This is a genomic window from Bifidobacterium sp. UTCIF-1 (genome assembly GCF_006408915.1).
In the GTDB taxonomy this organism is placed as follows: Bacteria; Actinomycetota; Actinomycetes; order Actinomycetales; family Bifidobacteriaceae; genus Bifidobacterium; species Bifidobacterium reuteri.
In genome coordinates this window covers 1-20576 of sequence record NZ_JFAG01000014.1, presented here as the reverse complement: position 1 = coordinate 20576, position 20576 = coordinate 1, and the positions used below count along the sequence as shown (strand labels likewise).

Here is a 20576-nt window from a genome sequence, read left to right as displayed (position 1 = left end):
CACGAGACACGCGGAGTGTGTTGGCTCTGCTTGCGCAGAGGCACTGCAGGGACACTGCCGACGAGCGCGCCGCTCACACTTCGGTCAGTTCCGGGGCGCGGCGGACGGAGAAGCGGAACATGAGCGCAGCCATCACGGCTCCGACTACCGCCATGCCGGCGATCGGCCACATGCTCGACGCGAACCCTTGAAGATACGAGTCGGAGGCCGAGGCACCGGAACGCGCGGCTGAAGAGGCGAATTCCGTGATCAGCGCGCTGGCCACGGCGGTGCCGATCGCGCCGGCCAGCTGCTGGACAGTGTTCAGCACGGCCGAACCGTCGGCGTTGAGACGGGCCGGCAGCTGGTTCAAGGCATGCGTCTGGTCGGGTACGAGTACGAAGCCGGACGAGGCCATGAACAGCGCGTACGCGACGGCGACCACCCACACGTTGGCATGCCCGGCGATGAGCGCGATGTCCATCAACGTGACGCCGACGAAGCCGCACAGGATGAATTTCGGCGGGAAGTGGTTCTTGAGCGCGCCGCCGATCAGAGGCGCGGCGATGGCGCCGACCACTGCGCCCGGCAGCAGAATCAGCGCCGCGACGAGTGAGCCGAAGCCGAAACCGCGTTGCAGCAAAATCGGCAGCAGGAAGTTCAACCCCAGCACGCCACCGGAGGCCATGAGCAGGATAAGCATGCCCAAGGAGAAGCCGGCGTAGCCGAATACGCGCACTTCGATGAGCGGATGCGTCATCTTCAGCTGCGCGGCCACGAACACGGCGAGTACCATCACGGATGCTGCGAGTGTGGCCCAGAACCGCCAGTCGCCGTTCCATTCGGCGAAGAAGCTGACCGCCACGATGAGTCCGGCGAGCCCCAGCGCCACTAGAAGCAGCGAGGGCACGCTGATCGTGGCGTGTTCGGCGTCGCCGGGATGGCGGATCTCCGGCACCGAAGCCATGCCGAGGAAGAATGAAAGCACGAGGAACGGCAGCATCGTATAGAAGATCCAATGCCAGTTGAGCCATTCCATCACCACGCCACCGAACACCGGGCCGATGGCGGGTGCGGCGCAGGTGACGAGGCTGACGATGCCGAGCATCGCGCCTCGCTGTTCGAGCGGCGCCTTCTCCAGAATGATGTTGGTGATCAACGGCAGTGAGATGCCGGTGCCGAGCGCCATGACGAGTCGGGCGGCGAGTAGCATCGGGAAGTTCACGGCGAGCGCACCGATCACTGTGCCGGCGGTGAAGATCGCGACCGCCGCGACGAACAGGGTGCGGGTGGCGAACCGGCGCACCATGAACGGCGAGCTGGGGATGGCCACGGACAGGAGCAGAAGGTATCCGGTGGTGAGCCACTGCACCACGGATGCTCCGATGCCGAATTCCTCCATGAGAGTGGAGTAGGCGATGTTGAGCGAGGTTTCGGACAGGATGCCGAGGAAGGTCAGGATGGCGAGCGCCACCACGGCGACGACGAGCTTGGGTGCTACCGGCTGTTTGCCGCCGTTCGTGAGCTGCGTCGGCTGCGTTGCCATAGATGATTGTGTTGTGTGGTGTTGATTCATGATGCGCTGTCTTCCTTTCCTTGCCGTTCTTGCTTCCCCCGCGGCACCTGCCAGTCGTCCTCACGCATGAGGGTCAGCGCCTTGGCTATCGTGCGCGCGACGGTTTCGCATTCCTCCGGAGTGATGGCGGCGAGCAGTTCGCTCAGGTGCGCGTGATAGTCCGCCACATACGCTTTGCGGATGGCCAGCCCCCGTTCGGTGAGGGTGAGCGTGACCGCGCGTCGATCGGTGTCGTCCGCATGCTTGACCAGCAGGTCGCGTTCGGCCATTTCGCCGACGAGCTTGGTCACGCTGGGCGTGGTGACGCCGAGGAAGGCGCTCACATCGCCCACGCGGGCCGTGGCCGTGCTCTGCCCGTGTGGGGCGTTGATATGCCATACCGCGTCGATGACGTGCACGTATCGTGGTTTCATTCCGCGCGGCAGTTCCGGCATGAGTTCGGCGATGGTCTTCGCCTTCCAGCAGGCGTCCATCAGCACCCGCACGCACTCCGCCGGCAGTTTCGCGGGCGCGCCTGCTCGTGCACCCATATGCGCATCGACTGCCGCGACGGCATCCATATCTTCAGTCATCACAATCCCCATATAGTTACTAAAGATAATGACTATAGGTAACTATATAAGGGCGCCGGACAACCGGCTGCGAACGACTATCGCACGCTGGAATGAGCCGCAACAGGCATCCGCCGTTCGCCCACGACGTAGAGGCAACGCCGATGGGCGCGTCATTTGCGAGACTGGTAAGCGGAATGGCAATTAGCCGGCATATATTTGCCGGCGCAGAAGGCCATCGACAACATCATCAAGAAAAGGAGATACACATCATGAAGACTCTGGTGCTGGTGTTCCACCCTGACCTCAAGGGCCAGTCACACGTCAACAAGGCGCTAGCCGAGGCCGCCGCCAAACTGGATAATGTGACCGTTCGCGACGAGTACGCGCTGTACCCGGACGGCAAGATCGACGTGGCCGCCGAGCAGAAGGCCATCGAAGAAGCGGACCGCGTGGTCTTCCAGTTCCCGCTGTACTGGTTCTCCTCCCCGGCGCTGCTCAAGAGCTGGGAGGACGAGGTGCTGCAGCACGGCTGGGCATACGGTTCCGAAGGCCACGCCTTCGAGGGCAAGGAATTCGGCGTGGCCGTCTCCACCGGCTCCCCGGAGACCGCCTACCAGCCGGACGGCTCCAACAAGTTCGTCATCGACCAGGTGCTCACCCCCTTCCAGGGCACGGCCAACTACGTGAGCGCCACCTGGATCAAGCCGTTCGTGACGTTCGGCGCCTTCGGCATCACCGATGAGGCGCTGTCCGCCGCCACCAAGGCCTATCAGGAAGCACTGTCCGCCTGATTGAGATACGGTTCGCAGACCCGGGCGCAATAGTCCCAGATGCGCCGCTCGGCGAGGTCCGCCGCATCGCGCCGCAATACCGGCTGTTGTTGGAAGCCGGATATGGAAGTCTTATCATCGACGCAATCCAGCAGAACATGAACCGCAGTCCTCTGGCCCGCGAAATCGGCCCACGCTATGTCAGCCGATTCTGGGCCGGCGCTATCTGCGCCGTACTCGAGCAATGGGTGCGCGGCGATATGGACGCTCCGGACGACGAATTGGCGGACATCATGACCGCGCTCATGCATCGCGGCGTCGACACAGCCGCCGAATTCAGCACCGGATGCATGCCCGAACGGGACGAAACATAAGTTTCGCACGACATCGACTTGCGTTTCGTCCCACTTTGCCACCACAAAACGGGACGAAACATAAACCGACCTCGTCGCTGACTTATGTTTCGTCCCGTTTTCCAGCCATAGCCACAGGGCATTGCATGGCTGCACATGACACTATTGGACGCATGAGCTGCATATCGATTCAATGGGAGGCAAGAACCGCACTCATGTGAATATAAGGAACCGCATATGACTGGGACAATCCAAGCCCTCCCCACTCCCACAGCCCGCCCAACTGGAACGCCTGGAACGCGCCCAGACGCGAATCATCCGGATGCCGCGCTTCCGAACACCTCAAGCCTTGGGAGCACTCCGAGCCTTCAGCACACCTCAGACCTTCAACAGGCCCCGGACCATCATGGCATCCCGCATGCCCTGAATATCCTCGTCCGTGACCGCGGCGGCGAACCGGTCTCGCCGGACGAACCGGAATACGAGGCGATCGCGTCCATCATCGGTACGACGAAACGGCTGTGCGCCGAGCTCAATACCGGCTGGCACGAGCCGGAGGAGGCACACGAGCTATTCGAGCGCATCGTCGGACATCCGGTGGATCCGTCGTTCCGCTTCAACCCGCCGTTCTATACGGATTTCGGCCATAACATCACCATCGGCCGCAACGTGTTCATCAACTGGGGCTGCACGTTGATGGACCTCGGGGGCATCACCATCGGCGATGATGCGTTCCTGGGCCCGAACGTGCAGCTCATCACCATCAACCATCTCAAGAACCCGTACCGTCGCGCCACCACGGTATGCCGACCAATCGCCATCGGCAAACGCGCGTGGATCGGCGCGGGCGCGACCGTGCTGCAAGGGGTCGAGGTCGGCGACGGCGCGATCATCGGCGCGGCTGCGGTCGTCACGCATGACGTGCCGGCAGGGGCGATCGTGGTCGGCAATCCCGCGCACGTCATCGGGCAGGTCGAGACGGACGCCCCAGCTATTTCACCGCAGTGAAGAAGAAGCGCGGGAAGGGGAAGATAATGCTGCCGTCGGATTGGGTCGGATACTCCTCCCGCACGCGGGCGAATACCTCCGACTCGAACATCCGGCGTTCCTCATCGGTCGCCAACGCCTGCAGGTATGGGCGCAGACCGGTGCCGCGATACCAGTCCATGATGGCCTCATGCGAGGGAAGCGTGTGCATGTACGTGGTCTTCCACATGCGGAACGTTGCGGCGTACGTATGCAGCAGTTCCCAGTATTCAGGCGGCGTGAGGTTGTAGAACTCGCGTTGCTGCGGAAGCCGGTCGGCGTAGGCCGGCGAATGGACGATCTCGCCGATGATGCGGTGAATCGGCTCCTCGTAGTTCATCGGCGTCTGCACGGCCAGGACGCCGCCCTTACGCAAGCGTCCCAACAGCCGCGGAATCAGGTGGCTGTGGTCCGGCACCCATTGTATGCAGGCGTTGGAGAACACCACGTCGAAGTCATCCGGCAGATCGGCAAGGCCAAGGATGTCTCCGGCCTCCCCGGACTCCACGGACACGTCGCACAGCGCGAAATCGATATCGGGATGCGCCTTGCGCGCGGCCTCGATCATCTCCGGCGAACTGTCCACGCCGAGGATTTCGGCGTGCGGATAGCGCTCGCGCAGCACGGCCGTGCTGTTGCCCGGCCCGCAGCCGATGTCGAGCACGCGCCGGACCGTCCCGTCGTCGGGCGGCAGCTGCATCGCCAGATCACGCGACGGCTGCGTGCGCTCACGGTTGAACCGCAGATACTGTTCCGAATCCCATGTGACCATGCGTCCGACGCTAATCGCCGACCACAAACAGTCCATAATTCCGTTCACATTCCGGACGCTTGCAGACTGCCCGCCTCGCCGGCAGCAAATCCCCGGCATGAGCCGCAATGACCGACCTCAATCGAATCCGCGCGCCCCTGAATAACGTATGCTGCTATACTGTATAGCAACATACGGCTTGAGAAGGAGCCCGATATGACAATGACACAAATGAACGTGCGCATCGATGACAAGCTCAAGGATGACGTCGATACGGTGCTGCGCGAGCAGGGCGTCTCCCCCAGCGATGTGATACGTTCGCTATGGCGCTATATCGCCGACAGAAGACAGGTACCGCGTCTGGAAACGACGACGGAGGAACAGGCCCGCAAGCAGCGCCGGATGCGCAGGCTCACGATGATCGACGCCTCTTCAGGACTCATACAAGAGGAACTCCTGCGCGCAGGAGTCATCGACGAAGACACAAATCTTCTGGCCGGGCAGACCCGGCAAGGCATTCGCGCAGATGTATACGACCAGAAACTCGATGATTATCTGAACATGACAAGGAGCGTCTGATGGAGCATCTGAATCCCCAGCGTGTCCTTCTGGATACGAACGTACTGCTGGATCATCTGCTGCAACGCGACGGGCACGCACAGCAGGCAAGACGCGCCCTGGAGACATGCGCGAACCATGATGTGGCATTGCTGTGCGCCTCGACATCGTTGAAAGACATCGCCTACATAACCGAGGCGATGGTTCGCAGACAATTCAAGCAGGGAGAATCGTCTCTGGAAAACGAGACCCTGCACATGCTGGTACGTCATGTACCGTGGCGCTGTGTGGAGCAGGCACGAGCATTATGCGACATCGCGCCAATCGACCAGCAGACCTGCGATGACGCCCTCGCCTTGCGCCCCAAGCATGACGATTTCGAGGACGATCTCATCATCGCGGCCGCACGGCAGGCCGATGCGGACTGCGTCATTACATCCGATGCCGAGCTGATCGAGCATTTCCCGGAATACTGCGTCAGCCCAAGCCATATCGTGCAATCTTTCACGGCAAATGACGAATCCGACGACCTCTGACAACGGCAACAGGATTGCTTACGATATGGATTCCGCCTTACCCAGGCACTATGCGACGATCATCCGCCCATCCCCATCATTCCAGCGCACCAGCTCATAAGACAAAACAAATATAAGCAATACGGCGGAAACGAGGAAGACGGCCCTCAACGCGAATGTGAGCGAGGGCAGGAACGTAGCCACGACGCCGAACACGGCCACGCCGCATGCGCCGCCGACCTGACGGAACGTGTTGAACATGGCGGATGCGATGCCCGCCTGCGCCGAATCCACGCTTTTCAGTACCACACCTGCGGCGGCCGGGGTGGTGATGGCCGCACCGAATCCGACGACGCTCAGCCCGGTCGCAATCAACCACACCGGAATCGGCACCGGGGTCACGAATTCGATGAGGAAGCCGACGATCATGATACCCAAGCCCAATGTGATCGAGAATTTCGAGCCACGCGCGTTGATGATCTGCCCGCCGATGAGATTGCCGAGTATCGTCACGAACGCGGACGGCACGAACACCAGTCCGGCCGCGAATGCGCCCATATGCAGCTCGTTCTGCAGGAACATCGTGCAGATGAACACCATCCCGTACCAGTTGAAGATCATGACGAAACCGATCATGAGCGCGACCTGCATGCCGCGCACCCGGAACAGTCCAAGCGGCATCATCGGCACGGCGACCTTCGACTGCGAGAACACGAACAGCACCAGCCCAGCCACGCCGGCGACCAGCAGACCGAGCGCGACGGGCGAAGCGACACCCAACGCCCCCACCTCGATAATGCCGGCGATGAGCACCGTCAACCCCACCAACGCGAGCGCCTGACCCACCCAGTCGAACCGCGTGATACGTTTCGGCGACGGTGCGATGCGCAGTGTAAGCGCCAGCACCAGCAGGCAGAACGGCACGTTGATCGCGAACACCAGACTTCAGTGAATCGGCGTCAGCAAACCGCCGAGCAGCGGACCCACCGCCGATGCGGACGCACCGCCCGCACCCCACAGCGACAGCGCCCACGCGCGTCTTCTCGGGTCCGGATTGGCCTCGTTAATCAAGGACATCGAAGCGGGCAGAATCAACGCCGACGCCACGCCGAGCAGGCAGCGGCCGACCACCAACGCCATCATCGACCACGCGAACGCGCTGAACAGCGAGGCCGCAGCGAACAGCACGGCCCCGGCGGCGAACACACGCTTGGCTCCCCAGCGGTCGGCGAGATTGCCCGCGAACAGCAGCAGCGCGGCGAACAGCAGGCTGTATCCATCGACCACCCATTGTTGGGTGGCCATGTCACCGCCCAGTTCGGCCGTGATGGTCGGCAACGCCACGTTGACGATGAGCACGTCCATACCGACCAGGAACGAGGCGATGGCCGCCGCGGCCGTGGTCGGGACGGACGAATACCGCGTAGACGACTGCACTTGTTACCCCTCCATTCATATACCATGAGTTATTGCCTGCGACAGTATACGATGGATAAAGCTTGCGATATCGTACTGTATTAATGATTGTGGTTTATGGTGTATAAACCACAGGTTTATACCAGGAACACCAAGGCATAGGTCAGGTCATCGGCAATGTACGACAAACGACTGGACGCCGTCATCGCGGCGGCGGAGACGGGCAGTTTCGCGCATGCGGCACGACGGCTGAACATGTCCACTCCCGCACTGGCCAAACAGATCAACACGTTCGAGCGGGAATACGGTCTCACGCTGTTCGCCCGTTCGCGTAGCGGCGTGACGCCGACCGAAACCGGGGCGGATTTCATCGAAGACGCCATCATGATTCGGCGCCAGTGCCGGGAGATGCTGCGCAAGGCGCAACGCCGCGCGGTCTCGGAGGCCGCGCCCGTCCGTCTGGGCGTCTCCATACTGCGATCCGGCCGACGCATCCTTGACCTGTGGCAACGGGACGCCGGCCGTCACCCGCAGATCCGCCTGGAACTGGTTTCGATGCCGGATGACACCGAAACCATCGACAGTCTCATCACCCATCTCGGCGAGTCCGTCGACATGATCGCCACCGCCTTCGACGCCGCCTATTGGGGCGATGTCTGCGGCACGCTCACGCTCGATCGGGAGCCATTATGCGTGGCGGTGCCGCGAGACCACGCACTCGCCCGCAAGCCATTCGTGTCGTTGCCGGACCTTGAAGGCACCCGCCTTCACCTGCTCAGTCGGCATCATGGCGGCAACGACCGGGCGCGGGATCTACTGGAACGGCATCCCGCCATCGAGCTCGTGAACATCGATCACTACGACCTCGATACATTCAATGAATGCGCCCAGTCCGGCGACCTGCTCATCTCGAAGCCGATGTGGGACGACGTCCATCCGCAGCTGGTCAACGTGCCGGTCGATTGGCCCGAACCCATCGGCCTCGACTACGGCCTGCTCTACCCAAGGGACCCCTCCCCCGCCGTCACGGCCTTCATCGACCGCATCCGTGAGCTCAGCAAGTCGAGACCGACTGCTGGCTGAATCCTCTTGGGACCATCCAACGCGGGCGCACCATAGTGCCTGTCTCGTAATTGCCTGAGTGGTATTGCCCCTATGAGGGGGCTGGCAGCGAAGCTGACTGGGTGAGAGGCAGAATCTGAAACCCTCAATTATTAGTGAGACAGACCACCAGACCCATGACGAATCTGTCGCGCATACCCTTCCGCCTCCAGCCGCATCATCCGTTCTCCCCATTACCATGTCACTCGTCGGCCGTGGCCATATGGGCCCGGACCTTGACCACCACGTACCAGACCACCAGCGCCACCACGATCGCGGCGACGACGTACTGGAATTTGTCGAGGAACCCGAGGATCGAACACCACTGGGCGCCGAGCAGATACCCGGCCATCACGAGAATCGTATTCCAAACGGCCGATCCCAGCGCGGTCAGCAGTGTGAACTTCGCCAGATTCGTACGGGCGATGCCGGCCGGAATGGAGATCAGCGACCGCACAATCGGAATCACACGGCCGATGAGCACGGAGGCCAGCCCATAACGCGCGAACCAGTCGTTGGCCTTGTCGATGTCGGAAGCGTCGGTCAGCGGCATCCAGTCGAACAGGCGGCGCATGCGTGCGGCGCCGATGGCGTAGGCGATCGCGTACAGCACCAGCGCGCCGATCACCGAACCGGCGGTGGCGCCGGCGATGGCCTCGACCAGCGTCATGCGCCCCTGGGCGGCGGTGAAGCCGGCAAGCGGCAGGATGACTTCGCTGGGAATCGGCGGGAACAGGTTCTCCAGAAACACGGCGATGCCGGTGCCGAGCCAGCCCATCACCGACATGAGTCCGACAAGCCATTCGGTGATGGCGCCGATGAATCCGCCCGTGGAGACCGGGCATTGCGTAATTGTTGCGATGTTCATGTCCTACACGCTACGGTGCGCCCGCTTAACCGCCACTAAGAAGACAGGCGGTATCTTTCGGCTCCCTTTGCCAAAGGAACCAAATGATAATCAACGAACTTCTGCAGCAGGACACTAGGCCAGGGGCAGGGTGATGAGCATGGTGGTACCTTCGGCGGATGTCGATTCCACGTCGAGCGTGCCATCATACCGGTTCGCCACGTCGCGGGCGAGCGCCAGACCCAGACCGTACCCCTGATGGGCAGTACCATCGTCATCCCGGGCGAAGCGGCGGAACAGTCGCTCCGGATCCGCGCCGATGCCGGTGCCGTGATCGGTCACGCGGATGGCCACGTCACTGTGATGGTGGTAACCAAGCGAGACCGTGACGTCGGAACCTTCCGGCGCATGGGCGATGGCGTTGTCCAACACGGCGACGAGGCAACGCGAGAGCCCCACAGCGTTGCCGCGCACGACGAACCGGGACGGGTTCCCGTCGATGCGGGTCGCGACCCGCACCTGCTGCTTGTCGGCAAGCGGACGGACCGCCTCCACGGACTGGTCGATCACACCGGCGAGCGTCACCGGTTCTGCGTTGACCGCCCCGCGCGCGGCCACCAGCAGGTCGGTGATGATGGCGTTCATGCGGTCCACGTCGCCGCGCAGATCGTCAAGCACGCCGTCGATGGGCTGGCCGTGGGCGCGGCGGAAGTCGATGAGGTCGATGCGCGTGGCGATCACGGCCAGCGGTGTCTTGAGCTCGTGGCTGGCGTCCGCCACGAAATCCTTCTGCAGCTCGAAGGCGTGCTCGAGCGGCGCAACCTCCTTGTGCGAGTAGTATCGTCCGATCAGCGCCACGGCGGCGATCACGCCAAGCACGAACAGCAGCGTGAACGCCACGGCCTTGCGCGTGTCGATGACCATCATGCCCGAGCCGTACTGCGCGGTGACCGACATGGCATTCGGGTCAAGCCCGCGTTCGGCGAACTCATGCCGCGATCCGAGCAGCACGCCGAGCACGAACAGGATGCCGCCCAGCACGGTGATCGCCGTCATGGCCACGGTCATGCGCAGACTGATCAGGCCTGCCACATTGCCGGAACCGGGTTTGCGTACGCCGTCGTTCTTCGTCTTCATCATCATTCCTTATTGATTCCGTTTGATCGGCTGCCCTGGTATGGGACGACCAGCCCGCACAGGCCGGACGATTCCGCGCGAGCCCGTCCGCCATTGCGCCCGTCCGCCACGGCGCCCACCGTCAATCCCGCGGACTGCCGATACGATACCCTCGGCCGCGCACGGTGCTGATGATGCCGCGGGTGGTTTTGCCGCGCACGTACGACACGTACACGTCCACAGCGCCGATGTCGCTGCCCGCCGAGAAGGCGTTGCGCAGCAGCTCCTCGCGCCCGAACACATGGTCCGGTGCAGAGGCGAGCGTGGCGAGCAGCTTGGATTCCACGTCGGTCAGCGGCACGGTGCGTCCGTCCGGGTCCTCAATGACGTTCGATTCCGGCTTGAGCAACCAGTCACCGATCATCACGCTGGCGACTTGCGCGTGGAATCCGCGCAGCAGCGCGCGCAGCCGGGCCTCAAGCTCGACGAAGTGGAACGGCTTGGTCAGGTAGTCGTTGGCGCCGGCATCGAGTCCGTCCACGATGTCGTCCACTTCGGCGAGCGCGGTGAGGATCAGCGCTGGCGTGGCGATGCCGCCGCCGCGGATTCGGCGGACCAGGTCCAGTCCGTCGCCATCCGGGAGCCTGCGGTCCACCACGAGCGCATCGTATCTGTCCTCGTTCAGTCGCCGCTGTGCTTCGGTGATGGTTTGCACCCAATCGATCCGGTAGTCGACGCCGAGCATCTCCGCCGTCATGGCGCCGAGATTGGGGTCGTCTTCGATGAACAGCACCGACGGCAGCATGAGCCGTTCGGGGTCTGTCGCGTAATCACCCATCGTCCGTTCCCTGCACTTTCCGCATCGTTCGCATCGCCCATGTCTCCACATCGGGCGCATCTGTCCGGCGGCACACCGGAACAGGCCTGTTTCTACGGTTATATCAGACATCCAAACTACTTAGGCTGCGCTAAGAAACGCGTGCGGATTGGCCCGCCAGCCCACCATCGACGTAACGTGCGGACTATGAATAGGACCAACGTTTTCACCGCCGAACGGGTGGGATGCACCGTGCCGTCCGCCGATGGCGACCGTGTGATCTTCGAGGGGCTGTCCTTCGCAATCACGGCGGGCGAGATCGTCGATCTGGTGGGGCCGTCCGGTTCAGGCAAGAGCAGTCTGCTGACCGCGTTCGCCCGGCTGAATCCGCATGCGACCGGCGTTCTTGCCCTGCAAGGGCGGGATGCCAACGATTTCACGCCGCAGCAGTGGCGGCGCGAGGTGGCGTATCTGCCGCAGAAGCCGATTCTGCCGGGGCGGACCGTCGCTGAGGCGATACGTCTGCCGTTCAGTCTGTCCATCAGGGCCGACGCGGAGGGCGCGGCCGATGGCGGCGATGCCGGGACCGCAGCTGCTGATGCCGACAAGAGCGCAGATGGGATGCAGGCGCGCGGCGACGGTGGCGATGGTAACGTCGATGCGGGGACGACCGTCAAAGCCGGACGACGAATCGGACATATCGGCATCGGGCGGAAGTTCATCGCACTGTTTCGAAACAACGAGGAGCAGGCCCGCCGGCTGTTGCCGGATCAGCGCATCCGCATGACGTTGGACGCCATGGGGTGCGACGACATCGATCTCGATCGTCCGCCGCACGACCTCTCCGGAGGTCAGGCGGCCCGCGTCTCGCTGGCGCGCACGCTGCTGACCGGACCGAAGGTGCTTCTTGCGGACGAGGTGGACGCCGGTCTGGACGACGAGAACGCCGAGAAAGTGGCGGACATCATGGCCACCGCGGCGGCTCGCGGCATGGCGATCGTGCGCATCAGGCATCGGCCGCCGGACGGGCGTGCCAGTCGCATCGTCACCCTTGCGGATGGCGTGCTGGATGCGAGCTCGGCACCCACGGAGGCGGGCACGGCGGCGGGCGCAGTGATCAGCACGACCTCGGTTCCGGGCACGACGGCAAGGAGGGCACGGGCATGAGCGGCAACGCCTATGACATCGATATCTGGGGCCTCCTCGTGGCGCTGGCGATGGTGACCGTCGCCGCGGGCATCAGCGAGCTCATGCGCATCAACATCGGCAAGACGCTGCTATGGTCCGCCTGCCGTGCGTTGCTGCAGCTGTGCGCGATGGGATTCGTGGTCGGCTATGTAATCCGCGCGAACAATGTGTGGCTGGTGTTCGCGGTGATCGCCGTGATGTTGGTGGCCGCCGTGCAGATCACGCTGTCGCGCGCCAAAGGCGTGCCGAAGGGGCTGGCAGGCCCGGTGCTCCTGAGTCTGACCATCACGATGCTGCTCATGATCTCGCTGGTGACCGAGCTCGTGGTGCGGCCTCACCCGTGGTACGCGCCGCAGCTCGTGGTGCCGCTGACCGGCATGCTGCTGGGCAACACGGTCTCCGCGCTGGCGGTCGGGTTGAGCCGGTTCTACGAGAGCATGGACGAGCGACGTGACGAGATCGACACGATGCTCGCACTGGGTGCCACCGCCTGGGAGGCGGCGCGCCCGTCCATCGTCTCCTCGATTCGCTTGGGGCTGCTGCCCACCACGGCCACATTGGCGTCCTGCGGCATCGTGACCATCCCAGGCATGATGGCCGGTCAGGTGATCGCCGGAGGCGACCCGCTCGAAGCGGCAAAATACCAGTTCGTGGTGTTCGACGCCATCGCGGCGCTGACACTGGTGGCCGACAGCCTCATCATGGCCATGGTCTACCGCACCTGCTTCACCGCCGACGACCAGTACAAGCCGCCGTCGATGCGATAAGCCGAGAGACAACAATCGCTGGGTTGGATGGATGGGAGGCTACGCCAGACGGCGGTATTCCTCCTCGTCCACCGGTTCGAGCCATTCGTTCGAGGCGCCTTCGGCCTTGGGCATAATGGCCACATGCGCGAACGCCTCATGCGGCGCAGCCCCATGCCAGTGCTTGGTCTCCGGTGGGATATAGGCCACATCGCCCGGCTTGAGCTCCACCGGAGCCTGCCCCTCGATCTGGTAGTAGCCGCGGCCGCCCACCGCCAGCAGAATCTGGCAGACACCATGATGAATGTGCCAGTGATTCGTGCATCCAGGCTCAAAGGTCACGTTCGCCACGTTCACCTGATCGTCGCCGGCAAGCGGCGCGAGATAGCTTTGGCCTTCGAAATACTGGGCATAGGCGTCGTTCGGTTTGCCCATCGGGAAGGCGCTCGGATTGTCCATCGTCATGTTGTGCTCACTTTCTTCGTTATCGTTTTGTTTTCCGAATCGTCGCCTGCACTGCCTGCATGCAACTTCCGGCAGGCTCCGTCCCGCGAGGTAGATGCAGGTTCGACAGCCATTCGAGAACAGACAGATCGACATCGGACGATTCAGCAGCGACCAGATTGCCGGCCGACAGTCACAGATCCAGTCCTGCGACCCACTTGTCGAGTTCGGATTCCTTGACGTTCGCGGCGAGGCGACGGCCCGCGATCCAGTGTGCGGCCGGCGCGGAGTCATGCAGCTGCACGCCGTCGGCGCCGCGAATGCTGGAGCCGGACGTGGCGAACGTCACGATGGTCTTGCCCGACCAATCCTCGCTCTCGAGGAAGGTGCGCACCACGCGCGGCGCGGTCTCCCACCACAGTGGATAACCGACGAACACCACATCGTACGGCGTGATGTCAATGGAATGCGCAAGTTCGGGACGCATTTCACGGTGCTGGTGCTCCACACTGGACCGGCTGTTCGGATCCCGCCAGTCCACGTCGGCGGCAGTGTACGGCTCTGCCGGCACAATCTCCTCGATATCCGCGCCGGCGGCCTTCGCCAATCGTTCGGCCACGGCCCTCGTGGTGCCGGTGGCAGAGAAATACGTAACCAGAATTCGCTTGCCCATATCGATTCCTTTCCTGAAAAAGCGGGGCAGCGCCACTCGACAGGTACGCGATCGGCGCGCGCCTGATGCGCCGCGCACCTGCAGATGCGCGGACCAGTCCCGCTTCACCTTCGATTATGGCGCGCATGGATTCTCTGTCCAATAGTTATCCGCGATAAGCGAGCATGTCCTGCAGGCATGGCAGCAGATCCCCGATGCGTACTGCCATAGCTATGTTGATGCGATTCAGGAGCCTAGAGCACCACATCAGCTCCTATAGCCCGACATTCACCGGCCGTTGAGCACATTCCCTCACATCTTTCTCCACTCACATCGACCCGGCCATGGCATGATCCGGCGTCGGCATGGGCCGGGGCATCTTCCCCACATACCCACACATACATCGTCATCCGTCGTCTCATTTCGGCCGGCAAAGGAAAAGCCCGACCGTAAGGCCGGGCTTGGAAAGGAGAAGAGAGGAAGAAGTTCAATTGTCGCGGCCATTGCGGCCGTGGTTCCTATATAACAGCATCCAACTTCACACAGCGTGCAAACAGTCTGGGAATAGACTGGGAATCAGGACGATTAGACTATTCATCACTCGGCAACAACTCAGCAACCATGTCTTTAGGGGCCTTTCTGGGCCTTTCCGTGTCTTTTGTGGACCCTTCACACGGGGCAACGCCGTGACAACGCGGTGACAACGCGGGACGCAACGTCAATCGTTGCATGCGACAGTCACGGCAGACGCGCCCCAGCTGTCACACGCAACAATCACGCGGCAGCACAACCTCAGCCGAACGCATCTGCACACAACCGCACTCGCCGCCTACTGCGCGAGGCCCTCGCGCAGGAACGCGATGAACGCCTCGACGGCGGGGGCATGCATACTGCTGCGCTTCCACGCCACCACCGACCTGGCTTCCAGATGCGGGGCCAGTGGCAGGAACCGCAATCCTTCGCCGACCTGGCCCACGTCATAGCACAACGCGGCACCCACACCCTGTCGTACGGCCATCGCCGCGTTGAGCGGCAGATTGAAGATGCACGCGAGCTGCACCTTGTCACGCAAAGGACCGAACCAGCTGAGCAGTTCGGCGCGCACCTGCGGTCTGAACGGCATCAGCAACGGTCGGTCCACCAAGTCCTCGGGACGGACTGTTCTGGCACCGGCTAATACCAGCGGATCATCGTCGCGAACCATGACGCCCCACTCGTCCGCAGCGTCCAACCGCATGAAGTCGAACCGGGCCACATCCACCGGTTCGGTCATCAGCGCCACGTCGCTCCGGCCCTGATCCAACCGTTCCTGAATCACGTCGGCGGTGGTGGAGACCATGACGAACCGGACATGAGGGTGCAATCGGCGAAATGCGGCCATGCGCGCGGTCAGGTATTCCACGGCGCGCACATCACCGCAACTTACCGAGATCTCGCCGTCGAGTTCCCCGCTACAGCCATTCGAAACCTCGCGTTCGGTCTTGTCGGTCAGCTCCACGATTGCCTGAGCACGGTCGCGCAGCAGCCGCCCCTCCCGGGTGAGGGTGATGTTGTGGCGCCCGCGGGTAAACAAGGTGACTCCCAGCTCATCCTCGAGCTGCTTCAACTGTCGTGAGAGCGTGGGCTGCGAAATCTGCAACAGTTCCGCAGCCCATGTGATGTTGCCCTCCTCGGCCACGGCGAGGAAGTATCTGAGCACCCGCAGTTCCATAGTCGTTTTCCCCAGTCCCATGTACGTCTTTTCTAAAGAGTAGCGCGGGTTGCACAGCGCGGGCAGCACATCCACCGGCTGGGGCTGTTGACTGGGCGTTATTATGCCATCGCGAGCACTACGAAGCGATTACGCCGACCGGTCGTTGCCGATGGCCACGAGTCGGACGCTCCGTAAGACGGCATCCGAATCGCGCGGCTCGCCGCCGAGGGCGCGGTGCAATGTCAGCCCTTCGATCATGGCATCCAACAGCACCACGGTCTCACGGTCGAAGAACCGGCCCATTGCCTCCTGCGTGGCTGTCATCCAACGACTGCTGATGTCGCGGAATGACTCGTCATGGGCGACCAGCGCATAGAACTCAAGGTTGATGTTCATGTCCCGCTGGGTGGCGAGCACATCATGTTCGATGCTGGCGGCAATGGCCTCACAGGCTTCGTCGGCATTGGTCGCCGCGTCCATCCTCGCGCGGAACGCGGCGATGGACCGATCGGCGAACTGGTCGAACGCCTGATGCAGCAGATCGTGCATGCCGTCGAAATGGTAGGTCATGGACCCCAGCGGCACATGGGCCTCGGCGGCCACCACCCGGTGCGAGGTTCCCGCCACCCCGCGTTCGGCGATGACCGTGAGGCACGCATCGATGATGTGCTGCTTGCGCTCGGGGTCGTTGCGACGGTGTGGCGCGGTGCTGCTCTTCTCCATATCGGCAGACATTACCCGAAAATGGGTACATTCGTCCTCAACAGGTATCATCCAATGCAATGACTAGGCCGAAGCGTCCAAGCTGAAATGGCATGGCTGAGCCAGCATGAGGCAGCATGAGGCAGCCCGACCATGCCTGCCAAGCATCACCGTTGATACTCGGCAGGCAATTGCGGCATGGCACGCATGCTCATACGCTGTGTTGATGACGAATTGACGATAGAAGGACGCACCATGACGGAACACAGCACCACGGAACACGATCAATCAGCGGAACAGCCCAGCGGCATCTCCCCCGCCGCAGAAGCCTATCATCGCACGTTCTTCCCGGATTCGGAGCTGCTGCGCCGCGACGACCCGGATCTGGCCCGAATCATCGAGAACTTCGCGTTTGACGAAGTGCCGAACGAGCCCGGTGTCAACGATCTGGACGACCACACACGCTATCTGGCGATTCTGGCCACGCTGCTCGGCAGCCAGAGCCTCACCGAATTCCGCGGCATCGTGCCGGCGGCGCTCATCGCCGGACTCACGCCTGTGGAAATCAAGGAAGCGACCTATCAGGCCGTGGCATATCTGGGCATCGCGCGAGTCTACCCGTTCATCGCCGCACTGAACGACATCCTGCGCGAGCGCGGCGTCGAACTGCCGCTGCCCTCGCAGGCCACCACCACACCGGAAACACGGCGGGAGGCCGGCACGCAGGCGCAGGTGGATATCTTCGGCGACGGTATGAAGGACTTCTACAAGTCCGGTCCTGAGGATAAGCGTCATGTCAACCGCTGGCTGGCAGCCAATTGCTTCGGCGACTACTACACGCGCACCGGGCTCGATCTCAAGCAGCGCGAGATGATCACGTTCTGCTTCCTGGCCGCGCAGGGCGGGTGCGATCCGCAGCTCACCAGCCATGCCCGCGCCAATATGCGCATCGGCAACGACCGTCACTTCCTCATCGCCGTGGCGTCGCAGTGCATGCCGTACATCGGCTATCCGCGCACCCTCAACGCGTTGCGCTGCATCGACGCAGCGTCGCAGGACTGATTGTCGTTATTGGCTCCCCTTGTCAGGGGAGCTGGCCCGGCGGGTCTGAGGGGTAGTCGCTTCGTCAACGATTTTCTAGAACACCACCGCGGAGACGATGGTCAGCGACACCAGCGAGAACAGGGTGCTGACCAACACGAATCCGACCGCATAGTCGGGCATGTTGTCCTTGCGGCCGGTGAACATCGCGATGGTGGTCATGGTCGGCAGGCCTGCGATCACGGTGATCATGAGAATCATGTCGTGCGTGATCGGCAAGGCGAACGGCAACGCACCGACCGACCACGTCAGCAGCGCGTAGAACGCGAGCGGGAAGGCGATCATCTTGGCCACAAGCCCGGCATACAGTTCGTAGCGGCGCAGCACGCCCCACCACTTGGTCAGAGCAAACAGACCGCCGAGGTATATCAGCGACATCGGGGTCGCCATATTGCCGATGGTGTGCAACGGCTTCAGAATGAGATTCGGCACTTTGATGCCAAGCAGAATCAGGGCCAGCGCAATCATCACGCCGATGAACGCGGGGTTGACGAACCGACGGAGCAGCCCGAGCACGCGCGAACCAAGCGAAGGGCGCGACGCGGCGGGCAGGTCTTCCCCGACGGCGCCACGGCTCCCATCCGCACTATGTCTTTCACCTGCATTATGCCTTTTGTCCGCACTGTGCCTTCCATCCACACCGCGACTTCCGGCGGCACTGTCGTTCACACCGATTCCGCCAGCGCCGCCGGCCGCGGCCGTAGGCCGAACCGGCTCGCACAGCCACACGCCGTACGTCCACAACAACGTCTGGTCGATGATCGACATCAGCGCCACATAGATCGCACCCTCCCTCGGCCACAATGCCATGATGAGCGGGATGCCGATGAATCCGGCATTGCCGAACACCAGCGATGCCTGGAAAACATGACTGCGCGAACCTTTGAGCCGCAAAAGATGCGCGAATGCCCAGAACGTGAGGATGAGCAGACCGTACATCACGGCGGTAAGCAGCATCACTCCCCAGTTGGCCTCGAGGTGCGAGCGGTCCGTACCGTCCACGGCATTCGAGAAGACCAGCACAGGGATGAGCACGTTGAGCAACAGCGAGCACATGCCGTCCAACGCGGTTTTGCCATAGAAACGCAGACGCACGCACCCGTATCCCACCATCAACATGATGAGAAAACCGACCAGCTGGCCGACCATCACGCCGAACTGTCCCACAGACTCCCTCCCGCTTGAGCAAACATCATCCGGCGACTATGTAAAGCGGCCATCTGGACAGCATGGCGGCACGATACGTCCGCTACTCGGATACGCCAAGTTCCTTCATGAGCCAGGCGCGTTCGGCGGCGATTTCGGCGTCATGGATCTCGGTGATGGCGATACGGTACTTGTCGGTCAGACTTTCGTTGTCGATTGGCCCTTCGCCGTCGCTGTACATGCGCCGCACATCCGAATCCAGCAGATCGAGCCGACGCCGCAGTACGGCATTGCGATCAGCGACATCGGGGATGACGGACAGGAAGGACATCACCACCGCCCATTTGGTGATGTCGCTGAGCATATACCCGCTCGTACTCTTCAGCTCCTCGATAAGCTTCTCACGACCCGCCGGCTCAAGGTGAAACTCACGCAGACGGCGCCCATTGACCACATTGAACGCCTCCCCCAAATAGCCGGCTTTGACGAACTTGCTGGTGACCGAATGGAGCGTGCCGTCGCTGAAGGCGCGGTTGTATCCCTGGAGCTGCTCCATCTTCTTGCGCAGCCTGTAGCCGCACAACGGCTCCTCGGAAAGGAAGCCCAACGTCATGATTTCCACAATATTCATGCGTTCATGATACCTCAGACTGAGATATTTCAGAACGACACGCCGCAAGCCACGGTTAATAAACCCCTCAAAACCGTTGGAAATACAGCGATTTCGCGACCGACATAAATCTTATTGATATATCTCAGCTTGAAATATATCAACGTGAGGTGCATACTGGCATCAACGCGAACATCGCAGACCGGTCACAGCACCAGACGCAGCGACATTCGCCGACAATCTAACCAACAAGGCAATAGGCTTTCATCATCGAAAGGAACACATCATGGCAAACATCACCATCTTCGGCGCAGGCAACATCGGATCCGCCGTGGCGGGCATCGCCGTCAAGGGCGGCGCGAACGTCCAGGTCATCGACCGCAACCCCGATAAGGCCACCGCCGCAGCCGAGGGCGTAACCGGCGCGAAGTTCGGCGAGGCCGCCATCACCGGCGACATCGTCGTCCTGGCCCTGCCCTTCCCCGCCTACGACGAGGCGATCGCCGCCTACGCCGACCAGCTCGCCGGCAAGACCGTGGTGGATGTCTCCAACCCGATCGATTTCACCACCTTCGACCTCGCCCTGCCGGAAGGCGCCAAGTCCGCTGCCGAGTACGTGGCCGCCAAGCTTCCGCAGTCTAGCGTGGTCAAGGCGTTCAACACCACCTTCGCCGCTACGCTGGCCACCGGTGAGAACGACGGCGCACCGACCGTGGTGCAGCTCGCCGCCGATGATGAGGCTGCCAAGAAGTCCGTGGCCGCCTTCATCGAGGCCGCCGGACTCAAGACCGTGGATGCCGGCGCCCTGAAGCGCGCACAGTACCTCGAGGGCTACGGCGCGCTGCAGATCATCCTGGGCGTCACCGAGCAAACCCCGTGGACCGCCGGCTTCAAGGTCGTAAAGTAATCACTTAT

General features: G+C 62.4%; 22 protein-coding genes and 1 pseudogene. 10 read left to right on the top strand and 13 right to left on the bottom strand.

Annotation, left to right across the window (positions count from 1 at the left end; genetic code table 11):
* Positions 1-73 precede the first annotated feature (73 nt).
* A complete protein-coding gene (locus BW09_RS07335; protein ID WP_044090365.1) occupies positions 74-1525 on the bottom strand; it encodes a DHA2 family efflux MFS transporter permease subunit in 1452 nt (483 codons plus the stop codon).
* Between the two features lie 26 nt (positions 1526-1551).
* Positions 1552-2085, bottom strand: a complete 534-nt coding sequence (locus BW09_RS07330) for a MarR family winged helix-turn-helix transcriptional regulator (protein WP_044090384.1) — start codon at positions 2083-2085, stop codon at positions 1552-1554.
* 293 nt (positions 2086-2378) lie between these two features.
* On the opposite strand from BW09_RS07330, the gene BW09_RS07325 reads away from it, so the two are divergent.
* The 3 genes from BW09_RS07325 (at position 2379) to BW09_RS07315 (ending at position 4240) form a co-directional block, all read left to right on the top strand.
* Positions 2379-2900 carry an NAD(P)H-dependent oxidoreductase gene (locus BW09_RS07325; protein ID WP_044090366.1) on the top strand — a complete coding sequence of 174 codons (522 nt, stop codon included), beginning with the start codon at positions 2379-2381 and terminating at the stop codon, positions 2898-2900.
* Positions 2901-2986: 86 nt separating this feature from the next.
* A complete protein-coding gene (locus BW09_RS07320; protein WP_308810353.1) occupies positions 2987-3253 on the top strand; it encodes a TetR-like C-terminal domain-containing protein in 267 nt (88 codons plus the stop codon).
* A 216-nt stretch (positions 3254-3469) separates the two neighbouring features.
* Positions 3470-4240, top strand: a complete 771-nt coding sequence (locus BW09_RS07315; protein WP_140463177.1) for a sugar O-acetyltransferase — start codon at positions 3470-3472, stop codon at positions 4238-4240.
* Here BW09_RS07315 and BW09_RS07310 read toward each other — a convergent pair.
* Positions 4224-5030 carry a methyltransferase domain-containing protein gene (locus BW09_RS07310; protein ID WP_044090368.1) on the bottom strand — a complete coding sequence of 269 codons (807 nt, stop codon included), beginning with the start codon at positions 5028-5030 and terminating at the stop codon, positions 4224-4226. The genes BW09_RS07315 and BW09_RS07310 overlap by 17 nt on opposite strands.
* A 195-nt stretch (positions 5031-5225) precedes the next feature.
* On the opposite strand from BW09_RS07310, the gene BW09_RS07305 reads away from it, so the two are divergent.
* Positions 5226-5588, top strand: a complete 363-nt coding sequence (locus tag BW09_RS07305) for a type II toxin-antitoxin system RelB/DinJ family antitoxin (RefSeq protein WP_044090369.1) — start codon at positions 5226-5228, stop codon at positions 5586-5588.
* Complete coding sequence (locus BW09_RS07300; RefSeq protein WP_044090371.1) at positions 5588-6103, top strand: PIN domain-containing protein; 516 nt, start codon at positions 5588-5590, stop codon at positions 6101-6103. The genes BW09_RS07305 and BW09_RS07300 overlap by 1 nt, the downstream gene beginning before the upstream one ends.
* Before the next feature lie 48 nt (positions 6104-6151).
* On the opposite strand, the pseudogene BW09_RS07295 reads toward BW09_RS07300, so the two are convergent.
* Positions 6152-7519 (bottom strand): annotated as a pseudogene (locus BW09_RS07295) (MFS transporter).
* Between the two features lie 156 nt (positions 7520-7675).
* Here BW09_RS07295 and BW09_RS07290 point away from each other — a divergent pair.
* On the top strand, positions 7676-8581 hold the full coding sequence (locus BW09_RS07290; protein WP_044090373.1) for a LysR family transcriptional regulator: 906 nt from the start codon (positions 7676-7678) through the stop codon (positions 8579-8581).
* A gap of 220 nt (positions 8582-8801) precedes the next feature.
* On the opposite strand, the gene BW09_RS07285 is transcribed toward BW09_RS07290, so the two are convergent.
* From BW09_RS07285 to BW09_RS07275, 3 genes are all read right to left on the bottom strand, one after another.
* Positions 8802-9467 (bottom strand): DedA family protein, encoded by a 666-nt coding sequence (locus BW09_RS07285; RefSeq protein WP_044090374.1) that lies wholly within the window; start codon positions 9465-9467, stop codon positions 8802-8804.
* Positions 9468-9581: 114 nt separating this feature from the next.
* A complete protein-coding gene (locus tag BW09_RS07280) occupies positions 9582-10583 on the bottom strand; it encodes a HAMP domain-containing sensor histidine kinase (protein WP_052382090.1) in 1002 nt (333 codons plus the stop codon).
* A 121-nt stretch (positions 10584-10704) separates the two neighbouring features.
* Entirely contained in the window at positions 10705-11400 is a 696-nt protein-coding gene (locus BW09_RS07275; RefSeq protein WP_044090375.1) for a response regulator transcription factor, read from the bottom strand.
* 186 nt (positions 11401-11586) lie between these two features.
* Here BW09_RS07275 and BW09_RS07270 point away from each other — a divergent pair, with 186 nt between their 5' ends.
* Together BW09_RS07270 and fetB are read left to right on the top strand one after the other, a co-directional pair.
* Complete coding sequence (locus tag BW09_RS07270) at positions 11587-12546, top strand: ATP-binding cassette domain-containing protein (protein ID WP_081977836.1); 960 nt, start codon at positions 11587-11589, stop codon at positions 12544-12546.
* Positions 12543-13334, top strand: a complete 792-nt coding sequence (gene fetB, locus BW09_RS07265) for an ABC transporter permease (RefSeq protein ID WP_044090377.1) — start codon at positions 12543-12545, stop codon at positions 13332-13334. The genes BW09_RS07270 and fetB overlap by 4 nt, the downstream gene beginning before the upstream one ends.
* Positions 13335-13373: 39 nt before the next feature.
* Here fetB and BW09_RS07260 read toward each other — a convergent pair whose 3' ends face one another.
* From BW09_RS07260 to BW09_RS07245, 4 genes are all read right to left on the bottom strand, one after another.
* The gene (locus BW09_RS07260) at positions 13374-13772 is read right to left on the bottom strand and encodes a cupin domain-containing protein (RefSeq protein WP_044090389.1); all 399 of its coding nucleotides are present in this window, start codon (positions 13770-13772) and stop codon (positions 13374-13376) included.
* A 178-nt stretch (positions 13773-13950) separates the two neighbouring features.
* A complete protein-coding gene (locus BW09_RS07255; RefSeq protein ID WP_044090378.1) occupies positions 13951-14430 on the bottom strand; it encodes a flavodoxin in 480 nt (159 codons plus the stop codon).
* 808 nt (positions 14431-15238) lie between these two features.
* Positions 15239-16141, bottom strand: coding sequence for a LysR family transcriptional regulator (locus BW09_RS07250; RefSeq protein ID WP_258185025.1), 903 nt, complete (start codon positions 16139-16141; stop codon positions 15239-15241).
* Positions 16142-16249: 108 nt separating this feature from the next.
* Positions 16250-16825, bottom strand: coding sequence for a TetR/AcrR family transcriptional regulator (locus tag BW09_RS07245; RefSeq protein ID WP_140463180.1), 576 nt, complete (start codon positions 16823-16825; stop codon positions 16250-16252).
* A 234-nt stretch (positions 16826-17059) separates the two neighbouring features.
* Here BW09_RS07245 and BW09_RS07240 point away from each other — a divergent pair, with 234 nt between their 5' ends.
* The gene (locus BW09_RS07240) at positions 17060-17866 is read left to right on the top strand and encodes a carboxymuconolactone decarboxylase family protein (protein ID WP_140463182.1); all 807 of its coding nucleotides are present in this window, start codon (positions 17060-17062) and stop codon (positions 17864-17866) included.
* A 75-nt stretch (positions 17867-17941) separates the two neighbouring features.
* On the opposite strand, the gene BW09_RS07235 is transcribed toward BW09_RS07240, so the two are convergent.
* A complete protein-coding gene (locus tag BW09_RS07235; RefSeq protein ID WP_140463184.1) occupies positions 17942-19072 on the bottom strand; it encodes an AEC family transporter in 1131 nt (376 codons plus the stop codon).
* A gap of 82 nt (positions 19073-19154) precedes the next feature.
* Complete coding sequence (locus BW09_RS07230; RefSeq protein ID WP_140463186.1) at positions 19155-19682, bottom strand: PadR family transcriptional regulator; 528 nt, start codon at positions 19680-19682, stop codon at positions 19155-19157.
* A gap of 265 nt (positions 19683-19947) precedes the next feature.
* Between BW09_RS07230 and BW09_RS07225 the strand changes: the two genes are divergently transcribed.
* On the top strand, positions 19948-20568 hold the full coding sequence (locus BW09_RS07225; protein WP_044090399.1) for an NADPH-dependent F420 reductase: 621 nt from the start codon (positions 19948-19950) through the stop codon (positions 20566-20568).
* The last annotated feature ends 8 nt before the right edge of the window (positions 20569-20576 follow it).

What these genes read in the sequence shown, in the direction of transcription:
- fetB (WP_044090377.1), top strand. Translation starts at nt 12,543, where the DNA reads ATGAGCGGCAACGCCTATGACATCGATATCTGGGGCCTCCTCGTGGCG.
- BW09_RS07245 (WP_140463180.1), bottom strand. Translation starts at nt 16,825, where the DNA reads ATGGAGAAGAGCAGCACCGCGCCACACCGTCGCAACGACCCCGAGCGC.
- BW09_RS07315 (WP_140463177.1), top strand. Translation starts at nt 3,470, where the DNA reads ATGACTGGGACAATCCAAGCCCTCCCCACTCCCACAGCCCGCCCAACT.
- BW09_RS07275 (WP_044090375.1), bottom strand. Translation starts at nt 11,400, where the DNA reads ATGGGTGATTACGCGACAGACCCCGAACGGCTCATGCTGCCGTCGGTG.
- BW09_RS07290 (WP_044090373.1), top strand. Translation starts at nt 7,676, where the DNA reads ATGTACGACAAACGACTGGACGCCGTCATCGCGGCGGCGGAGACGGGC.
- BW09_RS07240 (WP_140463182.1), top strand. Translation starts at nt 17,060, where the DNA reads ATGACGGAACACAGCACCACGGAACACGATCAATCAGCGGAACAGCCC.
- BW09_RS07225 (WP_044090399.1), top strand. Translation starts at nt 19,948, where the DNA reads ATGGCAAACATCACCATCTTCGGCGCAGGCAACATCGGATCCGCCGTG.
- BW09_RS07305 (WP_044090369.1), top strand. Translation starts at nt 5,226, where the DNA reads ATGACAATGACACAAATGAACGTGCGCATCGATGACAAGCTCAAGGAT.
- BW09_RS07250 (WP_258185025.1), bottom strand. Translation starts at nt 16,141, where the DNA reads ATGGGACTGGGGAAAACGACTATGGAACTGCGGGTGCTCAGATACTTC.
- BW09_RS07330 (WP_044090384.1), bottom strand. Translation starts at nt 2,085, where the DNA reads ATGGGTGCACGAGCAGGCGCGCCCGCGAAACTGCCGGCGGAGTGCGTG.
- BW09_RS07260 (WP_044090389.1), bottom strand. Translation starts at nt 13,772, where the DNA reads ATGGACAATCCGAGCGCCTTCCCGATGGGCAAACCGAACGACGCCTAT.
- BW09_RS07280 (WP_052382090.1), bottom strand. Translation starts at nt 10,583, where the DNA reads ATGAAGACGAAGAACGACGGCGTACGCAAACCCGGTTCCGGCAATGTG.
- BW09_RS07300 (WP_044090371.1), top strand. Translation starts at nt 5,588, where the DNA reads ATGGAGCATCTGAATCCCCAGCGTGTCCTTCTGGATACGAACGTACTG.
- BW09_RS07285 (WP_044090374.1), bottom strand. Translation starts at nt 9,467, where the DNA reads ATGAACATCGCAACAATTACGCAATGCCCGGTCTCCACGGGCGGATTC.
- BW09_RS07270 (WP_081977836.1), top strand. Translation starts at nt 11,587, where the DNA reads ATGAATAGGACCAACGTTTTCACCGCCGAACGGGTGGGATGCACCGTG.
- BW09_RS07310 (WP_044090368.1), bottom strand. Translation starts at nt 5,030, where the DNA reads ATGGTCACATGGGATTCGGAACAGTATCTGCGGTTCAACCGTGAGCGC.
- BW09_RS07230 (WP_140463186.1), bottom strand. Translation starts at nt 19,682, where the DNA reads ATGAATATTGTGGAAATCATGACGTTGGGCTTCCTTTCCGAGGAGCCG.
- BW09_RS07255 (WP_044090378.1), bottom strand. Translation starts at nt 14,430, where the DNA reads ATGGGCAAGCGAATTCTGGTTACGTATTTCTCTGCCACCGGCACCACG.
- BW09_RS07335 (WP_044090365.1), bottom strand. Translation starts at nt 1,525, where the DNA reads ATGGCAACGCAGCCGACGCAGCTCACGAACGGCGGCAAACAGCCGGTA.
- BW09_RS07325 (WP_044090366.1), top strand. Translation starts at nt 2,379, where the DNA reads ATGAAGACTCTGGTGCTGGTGTTCCACCCTGACCTCAAGGGCCAGTCA.